This window comes from Halomonas sp. OfavH-34-E (assembly GCF_024124525.1).
GTDB lineage: Bacteria > Pseudomonadota > Gammaproteobacteria > Pseudomonadales > Halomonadaceae > Halomonas > Halomonas litopenaei.
Genome location: NZ_JAMXRY010000047.1, coordinates 12,126 through 28,155, shown reverse-complemented (window position 1 = coordinate 28,155; position 16,030 = coordinate 12,126). Strand labels below are relative to the sequence as shown.

Here is a 16,030-nt window from a genome sequence, read left to right as displayed (position 1 = left end):
AATTAACGAAATGAAGAAAGGCACGGACAGAGCGACCGGCGCGCTGATTGAGGGCGTGCCTTATCTTCGACAGCGCCTCGAAGACGTCATCAACACGCCCATCGGTTCGGTGGTCGGACGCCGCGACTTCGGGTCGCGGATGTTCGAGTTGCTCGACCGCACGGTCAACGAGGCGTTCCACATGGACGCTTACATTCGGCTCGCCGAGGCGATCAACAACCCGGCCAACGGGCTCGACGACTTCCGCCTTCGCGACATGCAGCTATCCCAGCCCGACGCCGCCCAGGTCGGCATCGCGGTCTCGGGCCTGCTGTTGATCGATGGGCGGGCGGTCAGCATCACCACCGACGACACACACGGGATTATGTGGAATGGATGGAATTAACCTTTCGCTGCTGCCCCCGCTGACGGTGGTCAAGCAGGCTGACTATGAGGCCATCGTCGAGGCCATCGCCGAACGGGCCTCGCTGGAGAACGCCAGCCCGTCGGACCCGGCCTATCGCGTCGCCCTGGCTGGCGCTTACCGCGAACTGCTGTTGCGGCAGGATGCCAACGAGCAGGCGCGAGGGCTGATGCTCGCCTATGCCATGGGCGCCGAACTCGATCACATCGGGGCAACCTACTACCGCAACGCCGACGGCAGCCCGGTCGTCAGGCTGGAGGGCGAGAGCGACGACGACTACCGCGAGCGCCTGCAACTGTCGCCCGAGGGGCTGTCGGTAGCCGGCCCCAAAGGGGCCTACGAGTACAACGCCCGCTCGGCCGACCCCGACGTCAAGGACGCCAAGGCGGTCTGTCCGGCGCCCTGCGAGGGCATCATCTACGTGTTGAGTCGCAGCGGCGACGGGGAGCCCAGCGAGGCGCTACGCGCGACGGTCTATGCCTATCTGTGGGGCAAGCGCCCCATGGCCGACCTGATCACCGTAGCGGCCGGCGAGGTGCTGCCCTACGTCGTCGACGCCACGCTGATCATGAAGGAAGGCCCCGACCCGGAGGTGGCCCGTCAGGTCGCCGAGGATGCGGCCCGAGTGTATGTCGAGTCTCGGCACCGCTTCGGGCTGAGCGTCGTGCGCTCGGCGCTCGACCACGCCCTGACTGTGGAAGGCGTCGAGGAAGTGGTGTTGAACGGCTGGTCCGACGTGCGGCCCGAGGTCCATCAAGCGCCCTATTGCACGGCGCTGACGGTGGCCTATCAGGTCGGGGGTGGCTGATGGCGACGTTACTTCCCCCGCACCTTGGTGAGATGGAACGCGGGCTTGACGACGCGCTGTCACGCATCGAGGACGTAGACATACCCATCGCCACGCTTTGGGACCCCTGGGCGTGCCCGCTGGCGGCGTTGCCGTTTCTCGCCTGGGCGCTGTCGGTCGACGTGTGGCGGACGCACTGGAGCGAGCAGAAGAAGCGGCAGGTCGTCGCGGCGAGTCTCGACGTGCATCGCGAGAAGGGCACCCGCCCGGCCATCGAGCAGGCGTTGTCGGCGGTCAATGTCGACATCGAGCTGACCGAATGGTGGGAGGTCGAGCCGCGCCGCGAGCGGGGCACCTTCCGGCTGCGCGCGATTGTTCGCGACGAAGGCGTCACCGAAGCAATGCAGGACGATTTGCTGGCCATCCTCAACAACACCAAGCCGCTGACGCGGGTGCTTGAACAGTTTGACGTGTTGGGTGAGGTGCGAGGTTCGGCCTACGTCGGCGCGGCGGTCTATGACGGTGACATCACGATGGTCTATCCGCCGACCATCGAGGATGCGACGTCGACAGGTCCTCTATACATCGGCGCGGTGACCGACATCTTCGATGTCACCACGGTTTACCCCTGGCAGGAAATCTAACCATGGCTCAGAAGTTCTATACCCGGCTGACCCAGATCGGGCAGGCGAAGTACGCCAATGCGGTCGGCGTCGGCGAGCAAGTCGAATTCGTGCAACTGGTTGTTGGTGATGGGGGCGGTCAGGAGTTGACCCCCGAGCAGGTTCAGCAGCGCGAAACGATGGTCAATCAGGTTCGGGTCGGTCCCATCAATCAGGTCTACAAGGACGCCGACAATCCGAACTGGCTGGTCATGGAGCAAGTCTTGCCCCCCGACGTGGGTGGCTGGACGATTCGCGAAGTCGGAGTGATTGATGCCGACGGCGATCTTGTGGCGTATGGCAACTATCCAGCGACCTATAAGCCGGTGCTCGAAGAAGGCAGTTCGCGAACCTCGACCGTGCGCTTCGTGCTGATGGTCAGCGACACCAGTGTGGTGACGCTCAAGGTCGACCCCTCGGTGGTGCTGGCAACGCGCAAGTACGTCGACGACGAAATCGGCAAGCATGAGCAGAGTCGCAACCACCCGTCGGCTACTACCACCGCACAAGGCATGGTTGAAAAAGCCACTGTAACGGAAGCTAGATCCGGCGAGGCCAACAAGTTTCCAGATGCGGCAGGCGTGCTTGAGGCGATCAATCAGTTTGGTATTGGGAAGGACCGACTAGCCACAAATCGGTCATTTGATTTCAATGGGAATTACCCGCCTGGGAGTTGCCACTTCGTTGATATAGAAACTGCTGATAACGCTCCTGATGTTTTTTCAGGATTTTATTATGCATATGTTCATATCCCATCTAAGCGTGACCAGGATGGAGACAACCCGATGGTAGTTTATGCCTACGGGTCAAGCTCAGTTGACACCAGAATGTTTTTCAGGACGGGTGCCAACAAAACGGCAAGTCCTTTTGTTGAGGTGTTAAGTTCAGAGAATGTTTCTGATTTTGTAGGGCCTATGATTGCCGAGGCAAGGTCGGGAGATCAGTTTTCGCCTTACGATTCTGAAAGGGTTTATTCGACAGGTGAAATTACCAGAGGTGCTGACGGCAAGTTTTATGAGTTTTACGATCGTGATCAATTCGGTACTGTGCAGGGCGTCGATCCAACCAATATCGCAAATCGACCTCATGTCTGGATGGAATGGCATGGGGTGCGCCCCGGCACCGTGATTGAATGGCGTTCAACGACGCTGCCAGAAGGCTATGTCGAAAACGATGGAGCGGCAATCGGCCGGTCAGCTTATCGTCGTATCTTTGCTGCCTATGGGACGTCACATGGAGCCGGTGACGGATCGACGACATTCAACCTTCCTGATGATCGCGGCGAGTTTAAACGCGGCTGGGATCATGGGAGAGGTGTTGATCCAAGCCGAAATCTTGCGAGCTGGCAGAAGGCAACTATTGTCGGTGGATACGATGACAATCTTGCTGCAAGCAATTCTACTCTATACAACCTTAATGAGGTTGATTATGGGTCTGATGGGTTCGATATTGGAGACTACCCTGGTGCGGTAATGAAGTATTCTTCATTAACTGACGAAAGAGATAGTACGTCTTACTCAAGGTTTTTAACAGCAACCCGACCTAGGAATAATGCTGTTATTTACCTTACAAAAATTTGAGGAATAGCGATGAAAATATGGGATTTAAACCATAACGATAATACTGTCATCAATCCTGATGGCAGGAATTGTCCGCTAGACCCAATGAGTGGGCAGCCAAAAGTGCCAGGCAATGCTATGACTGAGGCCCCGCCGGCGACAGGTGAGCATGAAGCGGCGAAGGTTGTCGATGGCGCATGGCACGTCGTTGCCGACTGGCGTGGTCATGTCTATTGGCTAGCCGACGGCAGTCGTCACGAGATTAGCGAACTGGGCGTCGAGCCGCCAGCGGATGCGCTGGACGAAGCGCCGCCCGAGCCGATTGCCGATGTCTTCAGAAAGGCGACTGCGCGAGTCAATGCCGGGTACAGCCAGGCCCTGGCGTCAATTCTTGACCAGTACCCCGACGCCGAAACGCTGTCGTTCGACAAGCAGGAGCGCGAGGCCCGCGAGTGGCAGGCGTGGCACGAACCGGCTGGCAACAACGGACAGGGCAGCGAACCGGCAACACCGTACCTCGATGCGATGCTGGCCGAGCGACCCATCGGGAAAGCCGAGCTGGTCGGCCGCATCATCACCAAGGCCGACGCTTTCGTCGCGGCGCACGGCAATGCCACGGGGCGTCGTCAGCGCCTGGAGGATGACATCAAGGCCGCTCGTCAGGCCGAGGACCGGGCCGCGCTGGAAGCCATCGACTGGTAACAGCTTGCCCAAGCACCCACCCCGACCCGCCTTATGGCGGTTTTTTTGTGCCTGCAATCCGGCCCCCGCCCTGGGGGCCGCTTCATTAGGAGAGGCTGACACATGGCCGAAGGAACTTACCTACACGGCGTCGAACACTACTGGCTTGAGAACACCGACAAGCCCATCGAAATTCTGGCGGCTTCGACCATCGGCCTTGTGGCCACGGCCGACGACGCCGACGAAACCGTGTTCCCGCTGAACGTCCCGACGCTGGTCAACAGCGACAAGATGCTGGCCAGCGCCGGCACCACCGGCACCCTGTTTTGGGCATTGAAAGACATCTATACCCAGGCCGGTGCCGTCTGCGTGGTGGTGCGTGTCGCCGAAGACAGCGTCGACCAGACGCAGGAAATCGCCAACGTGGTCGGCAGCGTCGACGACGAGACGGGCAGCTATACCGGCCTGCAAGCGATGCTGACCGCCGAGTCGCGGCTGGGCGTTCGCCCGCGCCTGATCATCGCCCCGGACTTCTCGCAGTTGCCCGAGGTGAAGCCGGCGATGGAAACCGTGTGCAAGAAGCTGCGCGCGATTCCGCTTATCGACGGCAGTGAAGGCGGTTACTCGGCGGTCATCGCCGAGGCGGCGTTGCTCGACGAAGCCTTTTTCGTCAATGGCGGCGTGAAACTGTTCGATGCCGACCTCGCGGAAACCGTGGGCCGCTGGATGTCGCCGACCATCGCCGGCCACATCGTGCGCGTCGACAACGAGGAAGGCTATTGGCACAGCCCGTCGAGCCGCAAGATTTACGGCATCATGGGCTCGCGGGAAACCATCGACCACGCCATCGGCTCCACGACCAGCAAGGCGAATCTGTACAACAGCGAGAACGTGTCGGTCATCGTCAACCAGCAGGGCGGTTACTACCTGTTCGGCAACCGGCTGGCCAACGGCACCATGCTGCCCCACCAGCGCATTCGCTACATCGTGGGCGACTCGATCATGTACGCCCACCAAGAAATGCTCGACCGCAACGTCACAAAGCAGTACGTCGAGGGCGTCATCAAGCGCGTCAAGAAGCTGATTCGTCGCCTGAAGCTGCGCGGCGTGATTCGCGACGGCGACGTGTGGGTCGACAAGGAACTGAACGAGGCGGCGACCGGCACCGGGCAAGTCTATTTCGACTATTCCCTGGGCTTCTACGACATCGCCGAGCGGCTGACCTTCCGTCAGCACGTCATGACCGAGTTCAACGAATCCATCTTCGAATAAGGGGCCCGTGAGCCATGGCAAAGCTGCCTTCCGTCCTGGTGGACATCAACTGTTTCTTCAATGACGAATCCTACGCGGGCACGGCCAATACCATGACCTTGCCTAAGATCGGGACCAAGACCATCGACGTCGTGATGGCGGGCGTCGCGGGCGATATGGCCCGCGACATCGGTCGCCTCGAAAAGCTCGAAAGCGAGGTGACCATTTCCGACTATGCCACGCGCGTGGTCGGTCTGATCGGGAGCCGCGAGAGCCGCGAAGAAGTTTTCATCGCGCGTGGTGCGGTCGACGTCGATGGCGAGATCAAGACCGTGGTCATTCGACAACAAGGGTTCTGGCGCGAACTGGAATTCAACGAGTGGGCCCCCGAGAAGGAGTCGACCAACAAGTTCGTCATCGACGTCGAGATGTTCGAGTTCGAGCTGGACGGCAAAGAGGTCATCCACATCGACAAGCTCGGCAACATCTTTCGCGTCAACGGCGAGGACCGCAACCAAGCCATTCGCGAGGCGCTGGCGCAGTAAGCCAGCCCACCGCTGCCTAGGCGCCGGCACATGTTGGCGCCTTGTTGTATCTACATTTAAAGAATTAAGGAATTAACGAAATGGAAAACCGTACCGTTACCCTGAAGACCCCCATCAAACGCGGCGAGAACGAAATTAAGGAGGTGCAGCTACGCGAGCCGAGGTCGGGCGAGCTGCGCGGGCTCGACAACTTCAGCGTATTGCGCATGGACGTCAACGCACACCGCACCCTGGTGCCGCGCATTTCCAACCTGACGGCCAACGAGTTCGACGCCCTGCCCCCGAAAGACCTGCTGGCGGTGCAACAGGAGGTGGTGGCTTTTTTCACGGAATGACGGCCCTGCCGGCCGACATCATGGAGGCCGAGGCCGACATCTATCTGGTGTTCACGGGCTGGGATGCGCGCAGCACCGAGGCCATGTCGGTCGATGAGTTGATGCGCTGGCATGCCGTCGCCCTGCGTCGCCACGAGAAGGCGCAGGAACAGGCCGAGGAACGACGCGGCGGGTGACCCCCTAGGGTCGCCCGTCTTTTTTTGGTTCAGGGGGTAGCGATGGCAGATAGCAGCCTTCGGCTTAACGTCATCATGGGCATGGTCGACAGGATCACCGCGCCCATGCAGAAAGTGACCAGCCAGACCGAGCGCATGTCGGAGCGGGTCAAGGCGAGCCAGAACGAACTCGACCGCCTGGGCGGGCTGTCGAAGGACATCGAGCACTTTCGCAAGCTCAAGCGTGGGGTGTCCGATACCGCCCAGGAGATGACCGAGGCCCAGCGTCGCGTAGACGAGCTGGCCCGTCAGATGCGCGAGGCAGGCTCCCCGTCCAAGGCGCTGACTCGCGACTTCAACCGGGCGAAGAAAGAGGTCGACCAGCTACGGCGGTCCCATGAGAAGGAAAATCGCGAGCTGGAGGAAACCCGGCGCCGTCTCAATGATGCCGGGGTGTCGACCAAGAACCTGAACGACGCCACGCGGCGCATCCGCGAGGAAACCCAGCGCTACACCACCGACCTCGAACAGCAACAGCAGGCGCTCGACGACGTGGCCAAGCGTCAGCAGCGCATGGCCGATACCCAGGCGCGTAATCGCAACCTGCGTTCTGGCGCCCTGATGGACACCGCCAAGGTCGGGGCCGGGGTGTTTGCGATCACCCGCTTTACCAACGCCTATGGCGAGCTGGCCGCCGCCCAGGGCGAAATCGCCTCGTTGGGTATCGGCGCCGAGGGTATCGACGCCATTACCCAGGCGGCCCGGGACTTCTCCAACCAGTGGGCCGGCACCACGGCGCCGGACTTCGTGCGCGCGTCCTACGACATCAAGTCGGGTATCGCGTCGTTGTCCGACGCGGCGGTCGGCGAGTTCACCCGTATTGCGGCCCTGACCGGCGCGGCCACCAAGTCGTCGACCGACCAGATGACCAGCCTTTTCGCCACCGGCTATGGCATCTATCGGCAGCAGTTCGAGGCGTTCGGCGCCGACGTCATCGAGGGGTGGCAGGGGCTGTCCGCCGAAGAACGCGACATGCGCTTCGGCGAGTATTTCAGCGCCGGTATCGCGTCGTCGGTGCAGGCGTACAAGACCAATGGTGCCGAGATGTCGGCGGCCATTTCGAGCCTGGGGGCGACGGCGACGGCGGCGAACGTCCCGTTCGAGGAACAGTTGGCGATCCTTGGCCAGTTGCAGAAGACCATGTCGGGGTCGGAGGCGGCGACCAAGTATGCCGCGTTCATCCAAGCGGCGGGCGAGGCCGGTAGCGACCTGGGGCTGAAGTTCACCGATGCCAACAATCAGTTGCTGTCGACCCCGGAAATCCTCGACGCCCTGCGCAGCAAGTACGGCGAGACCATCGACGCGGTCGAAGGGCAAGAGCTGAAGAAGGCGTTCGGCACCGACGAAGCGGTCGACATGGTGCAGTTGCTTTACAGCAACGTCGACGAGCTGCGCACCGGCATCGACGGCATGGGCGATGCGCTGAACCGAGGAACTTCCGTTGCTGAGACGATGGCCCAAGCTATTCAACAGGGGCCGAATAAAGCTACCGACTTGATGATGCAGCAGGTCGAGAACGCCACGTCGGCGCTGGGCAAGGCGTTCGCGCCGACGGTGATTGCCGTTGCTGGCGCCCTGGGCAGTGCGGCCACCGCGGTCGCCGACCTGTCCGAGCGCTTTCCGGTGCTGGGGCAGGTGCTGGCCTTCACCGTGGCGGGGCTGCTGGGGCTGATGACGGCCTCGATTGTCGGGCGCTTCGCCTTCGCCGGGCTGTCCGATGCGGTCATCTTCGGGCGCAAGGCGTTCGACTTCCTGCGCTGGTCGACGATCAAGACAAACGTCGCCCTGGTGGCGTCGCGCACGCGGGCCATCGCGGTCGCGACCGGCATGGTGGTCATGGGCGCGGCGCAGAAAGCGGCGGCGGCCGGCTCGGCGGTCATGACGGGCGCACAGTGGGCCCTCAACGCGGCGATGAGTGCCAACCCTATCGGCCTGATCATTGCCGGTATCGTCGCCCTGGTGGCGGCGGTGGCGCTGATCTATCGCTATTGGGGGCCGCTGTCCGACTTCTTCGCCGGGCTGTGGGGCGGCATCAAGTCGGCGTTCGCCACGGGATGGGAGTTCGTCACGTCGGGCCTGTCCGCCGCCTGGGACAGCATCAAGGGGGTGCTGACGTTTTCCCCGCTGTCGCTGCTACAGCCGCTGTGGTCGCCCCTGGCGGGGTTCTTCGGCGGGGTGTGGGATGCCGTCAAGGCGCCGTTCGTGGCGGTGTGGGAGTACATCACCGGCTTGCTGGGGTTCGACCCCCTGGCCATGCTCGCCGAGGCATGGTCGCCGTTGATCGACTTCTTCGCCGGGTTGTGGGATCGCGTCATGGGGGTGTTCGGGCAGGCCCTGAACTGGATCAACAGCGCGATCCTCGACCCCATCAACGGCGTGAAAGAGGCCCTGGGCTCGGTCTGGAACTCGCTGTTCGGCGACGACGATGCCGGCGTCGAGGTGACCCAGCGCGTCGCCCAGGTCAACGACTCGACCCCGCCTGACCTGCGTTCCCCCGCCCCGGCCCCGTCGTCGGCAGGGGGAGGGGCGTCGGGCTTCCTCGGGGCCCCGGTCGGCAGCATCGCGGCCACCTCGGGCGGCACAACGGTCGTCGATCAGTCGCAGCACAAGACCGAAATCGTGGTGCAGCAGCAGCCCGGGCAGTCGTCGCAGGACGTGGGGGCCGAAGTGCGCCGTCAGCTCGACGAGCGCGACCGCGAAAACCGCAGGCGTAATCGATCACGCCTTTCTGATTGAAAAATACAATGACGATATTCAACCCGCTTCGGCGGGTTCTTTCGTTATAGGCCCGGGCATGGCAGTCGAGGCCCTACCCGTGAGTAGGGTTCTCGATTCAGACGATGCCGATACCCTGGGTTGCGTCTTCGGCGTTCTGGGATAGGTTCGGCAGCAAGGAGTCAGTATGCGTGAAGTCATGATGGCGCTCGGGGACTTCAAGTTCTCGATCAGTGGCACGCAGTACCAGTCGCTTCAGACCTCGATGGGCTGGCGCTGGGCGAAGAAGGAGCGTTTCAAGCGAAAGCCCGGGATGCAGTTTCACGGCCCCGACTCGACCACCAAGACGCTCGACATCGCCATCTACCCGGAAACGTCGGGCGACCTTGAGGTTATCGGACGCCTGAAGGCGATGGGTGACGCGGGCGACCCCGTGCGGCTGGTGGCCGGTGGCTCGCGCTGGGTGGTCGGGCTGGTGGTGCCTGCCGGCACCGACCTGGGGTTGTGGGTGGTGAACAAGCTCGATGTTGCCGAGCAGTTCTTTATGGCCGACGGCACACCCCTGGAGATCAAGGGCACATTGAGCATCACCGAATACGGCGATGACGAGGTGGGGTGATGAAATATCGAACCAAGCCCGGCGACATGCTCGATGCCATTTGCCATGTCTACTACGACGGCCGCCCCGGCGCGACCGAGCTGGTGCTAGAGGCAAACCCGGGACTGGCGCGGCAGGGTGCCGTCATTCCCGACAACACGGTAATCGAGCTGCCGGCGTTGCCGGAGCCCGAAGACGACTCGACGGTGGTGCTGTGGGAATGAGGAACTAACGACATGAGAAACGCCGATTACATGATCGTGGCCAATGGCGTCGACATCACCGCCAAGATTCGCGACCGGCTGGTGTCGCTGTCCTTGCACGACGCGGCCGGGATCGAGTCGGACACCGTCACGATTGAGCTGGACAACCGCGACAACGCCATCGCCTTACCCCCGCGCGGTGCGGCGTTGCGCGTCTGGATCGGCCCCGAGGGCGGGCTGGTGTTCAAGGGGGTCTATGAGGTCGACGAGCTGGAGGAACCGCTAGACGACGAGGCCCTGGTGATCCATGGCAAGGCCGCGAAGATGTCGTCGTCGTTCAAGGCGCCCCGCGACCGCACCTATGACGACATCACCCTGGGCGAGCTGGTGCGACAGATTGCCGAGGCACATGGCTATGAACCGGCCGTGGCCGAGGCGCTGGCGGGCATCGTGTTCGAGCACATCGACCAGCGCGGCGAGTCCGACATGAACCTGTTGACCCGGCTGGCGCGGGATCATGATGCGGTGGCCAAGCCGGTCGCCGACAAGCTGGCGGTCGTGCTGAAGGCGGCGTCGGAAAGCGTCAGCGGAAAGCCCTTGCCGTCGCTGGTGATCGGTGACCCCGAGAACAGCGCCGGCCGGGTCACCATCACCGGCGAAAACGAGTATCAGTCGGTGATTGCGTACTGGTTCGACGAAGACAAGCAAGAGCGGGTGAAGGTGCGCGATGGGCGAGGCGAACCGGAATACACGATACGTCAGACCTACAAGGACGAAGACGCCGCCAAGGCGGCCGCGCGCTCCAAGCGGGGGCAGTTGCAGCGCACCACATCGCAACTCGAACTGACGCGCCCCCTGACGCCCGGCATCGTCCCCGAGAGCGAGCTGGTGCTGGTGGGGCACAAGGCAAGCGCGAACCGTGTGTGGCTGGTGGAGACGGCCGACCATGTGATCAAACCGGGGGCGGTCGCCTACACCACCGCAAGCTGTGCCATCCCCGGCGAGCAAGAGCAACCCGCCGATGACGACGAAGATGCCGAGGGGCAATAACCCGTTACATCGGCAATGACGAATCTGTTAGCGTCGGCAAATTACTGGTTAAATGTACAGTAAAGCCGGCAGCAGAAAATGGCAGCGCACCCCGTCGAGGGGTCCGCTATACGTGGGGCACGAGAAGGAGGGACCAAACGAATGACAGTCAACGCAAACCCGCTGATCAAGGACGACCCGTCGGATACCATCGAGGAAATGTGTGCCCGCCTGGAGTATATGAGCCAGTGGGCCGAGGGTGACGAGGGGCATCGAGCGCTACAACAGGACCTGCAAATGATGCGCGGGGCCTTGCGCTGGCTGGCCTGTCAGGGGGACGGCCAGAAAAATTTAGCACAAAGCGTGTAAGATTCGATTTGAGGTGGTAGTATTTCTGACATCGACCGGTCAGCGGGGCGCTGGCCGGCAAGAACATCAAACAAAGCGGCAGCCAGACAAAGAAAAACCCGAGGTGGGCGCCTCGGGTTCTTCAGATGTTCTACGCAGCGAGTAGCGCAAAACGCACATCACCTAGTTTACTCGCTGCTGGGACCGTCGGCAAGCCTTGGCACGGAGCCAAGACGGATGGATTCAGCACAGCACGCGCCGGCGTGTGGCCTCATGTGGGGCAGATCGGCGTACAAGCACCCCGGAAAGTGGCTTGGCACTGGCAATCGGTGCGGGCACGATCCTGCAAAGGGCGAGTTCGAGCGCTATCAAGCGCCTGAAACCAAAAGAGAACTTCCCAAGGTGATGCAGAAGTTGCTTGATGCGATCAGCGACTACTACCACTCGCCGGAAATCCTTCCCACCCTCTCCAACCTCAATGGCAAGGCCAACGCCGACGGCGACCCGCGCAGCAATCGCAGCGAAGGGCGTGCCGCCGAATGCCTCGTCTTGTCGGCCATCGTGACCCATACCGACTTTGCGTCCCTGCGAGTCGGCACGCCGACCCGCGACGGTGGGTTCATTCCCCGCTCATGTGGCGAGCTGGCGAAGGTCGCCGGCCTGCTGGCGCCGAATAGTGACCCCGAACGCCCCGAGCCCTCGCAACGGTTCTGGCGCGCCTTCCGGCGCCTCAAGCTGGCGGGTGCCTTCACCGTTCACCGGCAGTACGAAACCCGCCCGGATGGAAGCAAGCGCGCGCGCCCGGCGATCAAGGCGGTGTCGTTTCACTTCCTGGTGGCGTTGGGCAAGGTGGGCTATGACGCCCTGAAGAAGTTCAGGACGTGGTGCAGCAACCGACTGAAGAAGCAAAGGGCGAAGCATCGCGAACAGTTCCCCGAGCAGAACGATGCCCAGCAGGCCCGCCACAAGCTGGCCACCAAGCAAGCCGGCGATACGGGCATCACGGCGCATTTCACCAAGCAGCGGCGCGGCCCTCGCGACATCCCCGATGTCGACGTCGAGAAGGAGCGGCAGCGCCAGTACAGCCGCGAGGTGAACGACTACTTCGCCCAGGTGGTGGCCAACAATCCCGGCGCCTCGACGGCCGAGGTTCGCGCCCTGGTGCGCATCAAGTACCCGCCTTATGAGGTGTGGCGCGACTCGCAGTAGTCGCCCCGCTTCCTCCTCTCCCCTAGCACGCGGCCCCGCCGAGGGCGCCGCGTGTCTTGCGTTGCGCTGATCGCATGAAATCCCCCGCCCCGCCCTCGCTATCGCCCCTGTTTGCCCCCTCCCCGACCCTTAACCCCGACGGCCGGCGCCGATTTTGCCGTCGTCGCTCGAAGCACTCAAAATTAAGTGATTTGAAATAGAAATTAGGTCTCGTCGGATAGAACTAAGTGTCCACCGTAAATATGTATCCCTTTAAGAAAAGAAATAGGTTCAGCTAACCCCCGCCAAGGCGGGGTTTATCCCCACCCCATCAAAATGCCTCGACAAGTCGAGGGTCTTGTATCTGACGCCGTCGCTTCGCGACGTTGTCCCAAGGGGCTGCGCCCCTTTGGAAACCCGCCTGTTCGGCAATGAAAAGCGTACCAGTATCCCCGAACCTTCGAGCGGCCTTCGGCCGGTTACGGCGCGCCACCTTCGATGGCTTGATCGGCAGCAGTGGGCGCCTTGCGTGTCCCTTCGGGACACAACCCCTGACGGCCATCGCCTCGGTCGCCCTGCCTGCTGCGACATCGTAGAATCGAGTCATGACCATCAAACTCGCCATGCGCCGTGTCGGCGCGAAACCCTGCGATACCTGTCGAGGCCAGGGCAGCACCCTGGGCGTCTTTCATCGACTCCCCTGCCCCGATTGCTTGGCCGTTGGCTATGTGCAGTCAGAGAACGGCCAGCCCGTAGACACCATTGCCGCATCGATCATCGGCGAGGCGCGAGAGGCGAGCGCCCACGCGGCCCGGCTGGCGAGTCTTTCCGCCCCCAACACCGGCACCCCGGATAATTGGATTCTGCGCAACAACTTTCGCGGCGACTAAGTTTAACGTGACGATGTCGCGTTTATTCGCTATTCTGTGAATGTGTGAAATTGTCACGACAAGGGGGCGGCATGCCGCGTAAGCGCGAAATCCAATCGGATGAAGTCAGGATATGGCTCGGGGTGTTGCTCGATGCTGCCTTTGACCCTACGACCCAGGCGCTCAATCTGGCGCGTAGTGCTGAAATCATCAATGCTCGGGCAAAAGCCAACGGCCTCGACGTGCGCAAGCAAACCGCGCGCGACGGGCTGACGCAGCTGCTGGCGCTGGCCAGCGATTTTATCGCCTATCCCGAAGACTACACCGGCAAGCGGCAAGCCGAGCTGTTGTTGATATGGGCCGAGCGCTGGTTGCAGCCCGACGACTGGTCCCGACTTCAGGCCCGGATGCGCAAGCGGCGAGAACGGCGGTCTGTTAAAGAATTAACGAATTAACGCTTCGGCATTGGCTTCCTTCGCCCTTCGCTCGGCCTTAACTGCCTTTACCGTGGTAGGGCTGCAATCGAGCGTCTTGGCGATTTGCCGAATGCTGAAGAGTGACCCGTCGGGGTTCGTGGCACCCAGCAGCGAAGCGATACGCGCGCGTAAGGCGTCATCCTTTGGTCTGCCCTGATACTTTCCTTCCTGCTTGGCCCTGGCGATGCCCTGCCGCTGGCGCTTCCGTCTGTCTTCATAGTCCTTTCGGGCCACTGCCGCCAACACGTCGAGCATCATGCAGTTCACCGCATCAAGCATGCGCGCGGTGAAGTCGTCGCCCTGGTGGGCGGTCATGGCGGCGTGGCTGGTCGGCAGGTCGATGGCCACCACGCGCAGCCCGAGGGCGTCTATCTGAGCGCGAAGCTTTTTCCAGTCATCGAGCGATAGTCTCGACAGTCGGTCGACGGCTTCTACCAGCAGCACATCGCCCGGCCGCGCATCGGAGAGCAAGCGCAGCAGCTCGGCGCGGTTAGTGGTAGCGCCCGAGGCGTTGTCGATATACCAGCTCACTACGTCTCTGCCGTGGTCGCTGGCGAAGCGCTCAAGATCGGCGCGGGCGCGGGTGGCGTCTTGCTCGTCGGTGCTGGCGCGTAGATAGCCGCGTACGTACATCTGAGCCTCAAAGGGTAGTTATGTTAGGTAGTGGCCATTTTAGGCCATGAACGCCCGTTAGTGACCCACCCTGCCACTTCGTTGGCCATGGCCGCATAGGGGGTACCCAAAGCGACCCGGATTGCGTGGCGCTCGGTCTATATCAAATTTTGTATTGCTATCTATATCGGATTTGGTATAAGATTATCGAAACGGTAGGAGAAGTGGGGTATGACGTCGACACAAGAGCAAAAGGAACTGGAGTTTCTGGGGGATTCGCTGAAGCGGCTGCGAGATTTTCCCGATGATGCCAAGCAGGCTGCCGGGTATCAGTTGGACAGGATTCAAAATGGCAAGATGCCGTCTGATTTCAAGCCAATGAAGACCGTGGGTGCAGGGGTCTATGAAATCAGAATCCATGAAGACAACGGGGAGTTTCGAGTGTTTTACGTGGCAACCATTGGTGACGTGGTCTACGTGCTGCATTGCTTTCAGAAGAGAGACGCGGAAACACCGAAAAAAGACATTGATCTTGGCCGGACACGGTATAAAGAGATAGCGTAGAGCTTTGGCTCTATTTGAAAGCCCCCAAGCATGGGGGCTAAACATCTGAAAAGTTTAGCAACTTTAAAAAGTATTTAAATTAGAGCGGCCGAAGAAAGTGGCCCACTGGCGTATCTACCTCACTAACTAGTGGGGTACACGTGCAGTCTTAGAGAGGGTAAGAAAATGGCTAACGAGCGTTATAGCAGTGTGTGGGACGCCCTGACGGACACTCCTGAAGAAGCGGAAAACATGCGGCTCCGCGCCGAGCTTATGAGCAAGATTTCAGACGTTGTTGAGGAATGGAGCGCTACACAGCGCGAGGCCGCCGCACGTCTCGGGCTGACTCAGCCGCGTTTGAGTGATCTTGTAAACGGTCGAATTCAAAAGTTTAGTCTTGACGCTCTGGTCAACCTTTACGTGAAAGCGACTGGTGGCCATCTGCACATTGCCGTGGAGACGGGCGAGCCCCGTGCAGCGATGGCATAAACTTTAGAATCTGCCTCCTACCGTTGAGCCCCCTAGCAAGGGGGCTTTTTTGTTACCTGCTGCAAGCTCTACGTGCTCTATTCCTCGCTGCCCTGCCCTGCCCTGCCCTGCCTTTTCCGCTACCATGGCCATGACAATGAACAGGGGGTGCTTATGTACGCAAAGGGAATCGCTGTCGTTGCCCTGGGACTGGCGCTGGCGGGGTGCGGTGATGATCGGCCGGAGTGGATGAAGGCGGCGTGGGAACATGAAGTTGATCAGCAGCGTTGGCACGACTCGAAGCCTTACATGAAGGTGGCCACCGCTGGTCTGTGGCTGGAGCGACTGAAGGAGCAGGGCATGTTGACGCTCGACAAGCCGGTCGCCGAGATGGAGCCCGAGGCGAAGGAGCTGGCCGACTGCATCGACGCAGCGTTGTCAGGTGGAAGTGGCATAGGGGCTGATCAGGTAAGCCGGTTCTCTGCCTTATGTGTCCAGCGGCTGGGCTTCGCGGGCTAGATATACCGTTATCGATGCGGCCCG

The 16,030-nt window shown here is 61.3% G+C and carries 21 protein-coding genes; 20 read left to right on the top strand and 1 reads right to left on the bottom strand.

Annotated elements, in window-relative coordinates; translation table 11 throughout:
* Positions 1-10: 10 nt before the first annotated feature.
* From NH448_RS18075 to NH448_RS17995, 17 genes are all read left to right on the top strand, one after another.
* Positions 11-385, top strand: a complete 375-nt coding sequence (locus NH448_RS18075) for a hypothetical protein (protein WP_253029187.1) — start codon at positions 11-13, stop codon at positions 383-385.
* The gene (locus NH448_RS18070) at positions 372-1,211 is read left to right on the top strand and encodes a baseplate J/gp47 family protein (protein WP_253029186.1); all 840 of its coding nucleotides are present in this window, start codon (positions 372-374) and stop codon (positions 1,209-1,211) included. The genes NH448_RS18075 and NH448_RS18070 overlap by 14 nt, the downstream gene beginning before the upstream one ends.
* Positions 1,211-1,834: a phage tail protein I gene (locus NH448_RS18065; RefSeq protein WP_253029185.1), complete on the top strand. Its 624-nt coding sequence runs from the start codon at positions 1,211-1,213 to the stop codon at positions 1,832-1,834. The genes NH448_RS18070 and NH448_RS18065 overlap by 1 nt, the downstream gene beginning before the upstream one ends.
* 2 nt (positions 1,835-1,836) lie before the next feature.
* Positions 1,837-3,432, top strand: coding sequence for a phage tail protein (locus NH448_RS18060; RefSeq protein ID WP_253029184.1), 1,596 nt, complete (start codon positions 1,837-1,839; stop codon positions 3,430-3,432).
* Between the two features lie 117 nt (positions 3,433-3,549).
* Entirely contained in the window at positions 3,550-4,113 is a 564-nt protein-coding gene (locus tag NH448_RS18055) for a hypothetical protein (RefSeq protein WP_253029183.1), read from the top strand.
* Positions 4,114-4,215: 102 nt separating this feature from the next.
* Complete coding sequence (locus tag NH448_RS18050) at positions 4,216-5,364, top strand: hypothetical protein (protein WP_253029182.1); 1,149 nt, start codon at positions 4,216-4,218, stop codon at positions 5,362-5,364.
* 14 nt (positions 5,365-5,378) lie between these two features.
* Positions 5,379-5,888: a phage major tail tube protein gene (locus tag NH448_RS18045; protein ID WP_253029181.1), complete on the top strand. Its 510-nt coding sequence runs from the start codon at positions 5,379-5,381 to the stop codon at positions 5,886-5,888.
* 80 nt (positions 5,889-5,968) lie between these two features.
* On the top strand, positions 5,969-6,223 hold the full coding sequence (locus tag NH448_RS18040) for a phage tail assembly protein (protein ID WP_253029180.1): 255 nt from the start codon (positions 5,969-5,971) through the stop codon (positions 6,221-6,223).
* Positions 6,220-6,399, top strand: a complete 180-nt coding sequence (locus tag NH448_RS18035) for a GpE family phage tail protein (RefSeq protein ID WP_253029179.1) — start codon at positions 6,220-6,222, stop codon at positions 6,397-6,399. The genes NH448_RS18040 and NH448_RS18035 overlap by 4 nt, the downstream gene beginning before the upstream one ends.
* Before the next feature lie 81 nt (positions 6,400-6,480).
* A complete protein-coding gene (locus NH448_RS18030) occupies positions 6,481-9,174 on the top strand; it encodes a phage tail tape measure protein (protein ID WP_253029178.1) in 2,694 nt (897 codons plus the stop codon).
* A gap of 166 nt (positions 9,175-9,340) precedes the next feature.
* Entirely contained in the window at positions 9,341-9,772 is a 432-nt protein-coding gene (locus tag NH448_RS18025) for a phage tail protein (protein ID WP_253029177.1), read from the top strand.
* A complete protein-coding gene (locus NH448_RS18020) occupies positions 9,772-9,975 on the top strand; it encodes a tail protein X (RefSeq protein ID WP_253029176.1) in 204 nt (67 codons plus the stop codon). The genes NH448_RS18025 and NH448_RS18020 overlap by 1 nt, the downstream gene beginning before the upstream one ends.
* A 30-nt stretch (positions 9,976-10,005) precedes the next feature.
* Positions 10,006-11,004 carry a contractile injection system protein, VgrG/Pvc8 family gene (locus NH448_RS18015; protein ID WP_253029175.1) on the top strand — a complete coding sequence of 333 codons (999 nt, stop codon included), beginning with the start codon at positions 10,006-10,008 and terminating at the stop codon, positions 11,002-11,004.
* A gap of 141 nt (positions 11,005-11,145) precedes the next feature.
* Positions 11,146-11,352: a hypothetical protein gene (locus NH448_RS18010; protein WP_253029174.1), complete on the top strand. Its 207-nt coding sequence runs from the start codon at positions 11,146-11,148 to the stop codon at positions 11,350-11,352.
* Between the two features lie 216 nt (positions 11,353-11,568).
* Positions 11,569-12,540 (top strand): hypothetical protein, encoded by a 972-nt coding sequence (locus tag NH448_RS18005; protein WP_253029173.1) that lies wholly within the window; start codon positions 11,569-11,571, stop codon positions 12,538-12,540.
* Between the two features lie 584 nt (positions 12,541-13,124).
* On the top strand, positions 13,125-13,409 hold the full coding sequence (locus NH448_RS18000; RefSeq protein WP_253029172.1) for a hypothetical protein: 285 nt from the start codon (positions 13,125-13,127) through the stop codon (positions 13,407-13,409).
* Positions 13,410-13,480: 71 nt separating this feature from the next.
* Positions 13,481-13,843 (top strand): hypothetical protein, encoded by a 363-nt coding sequence (locus NH448_RS17995; protein WP_253029171.1) that lies wholly within the window; start codon positions 13,481-13,483, stop codon positions 13,841-13,843.
* Here the strand turns inward: NH448_RS17995 and NH448_RS17990 are convergent.
* Positions 13,832-14,497, bottom strand: a complete 666-nt coding sequence (locus NH448_RS17990; RefSeq protein ID WP_253029170.1) for a recombinase family protein — start codon at positions 14,495-14,497, stop codon at positions 13,832-13,834. The two genes, NH448_RS17995 and NH448_RS17990, sit on opposite strands and share 12 nt — an antisense overlap.
* Positions 14,498-14,707: 210 nt before the next feature.
* Between NH448_RS17990 and NH448_RS17985 the strand changes: the two genes are divergently transcribed.
* The 3 genes from NH448_RS17985 to NH448_RS17975 all read left to right on the top strand — a co-directional run bounded on the left by NH448_RS17985 (position 14,708) and on the right by NH448_RS17975 (position 16,006).
* Entirely contained in the window at positions 14,708-15,040 is a 333-nt protein-coding gene (locus tag NH448_RS17985; protein ID WP_253029169.1) for a type II toxin-antitoxin system RelE/ParE family toxin, read from the top strand.
* A gap of 165 nt (positions 15,041-15,205) precedes the next feature.
* Positions 15,206-15,508 (top strand): XRE family transcriptional regulator, encoded by a 303-nt coding sequence (locus tag NH448_RS17980; protein ID WP_253029168.1) that lies wholly within the window; start codon positions 15,206-15,208, stop codon positions 15,506-15,508.
* Between the two features lie 153 nt (positions 15,509-15,661).
* Positions 15,662-16,006, top strand: a complete 345-nt coding sequence (locus NH448_RS17975) for a hypothetical protein (protein ID WP_253029167.1) — start codon at positions 15,662-15,664, stop codon at positions 16,004-16,006.
* The last annotated feature ends 24 nt before the right edge of the window (positions 16,007-16,030 follow it).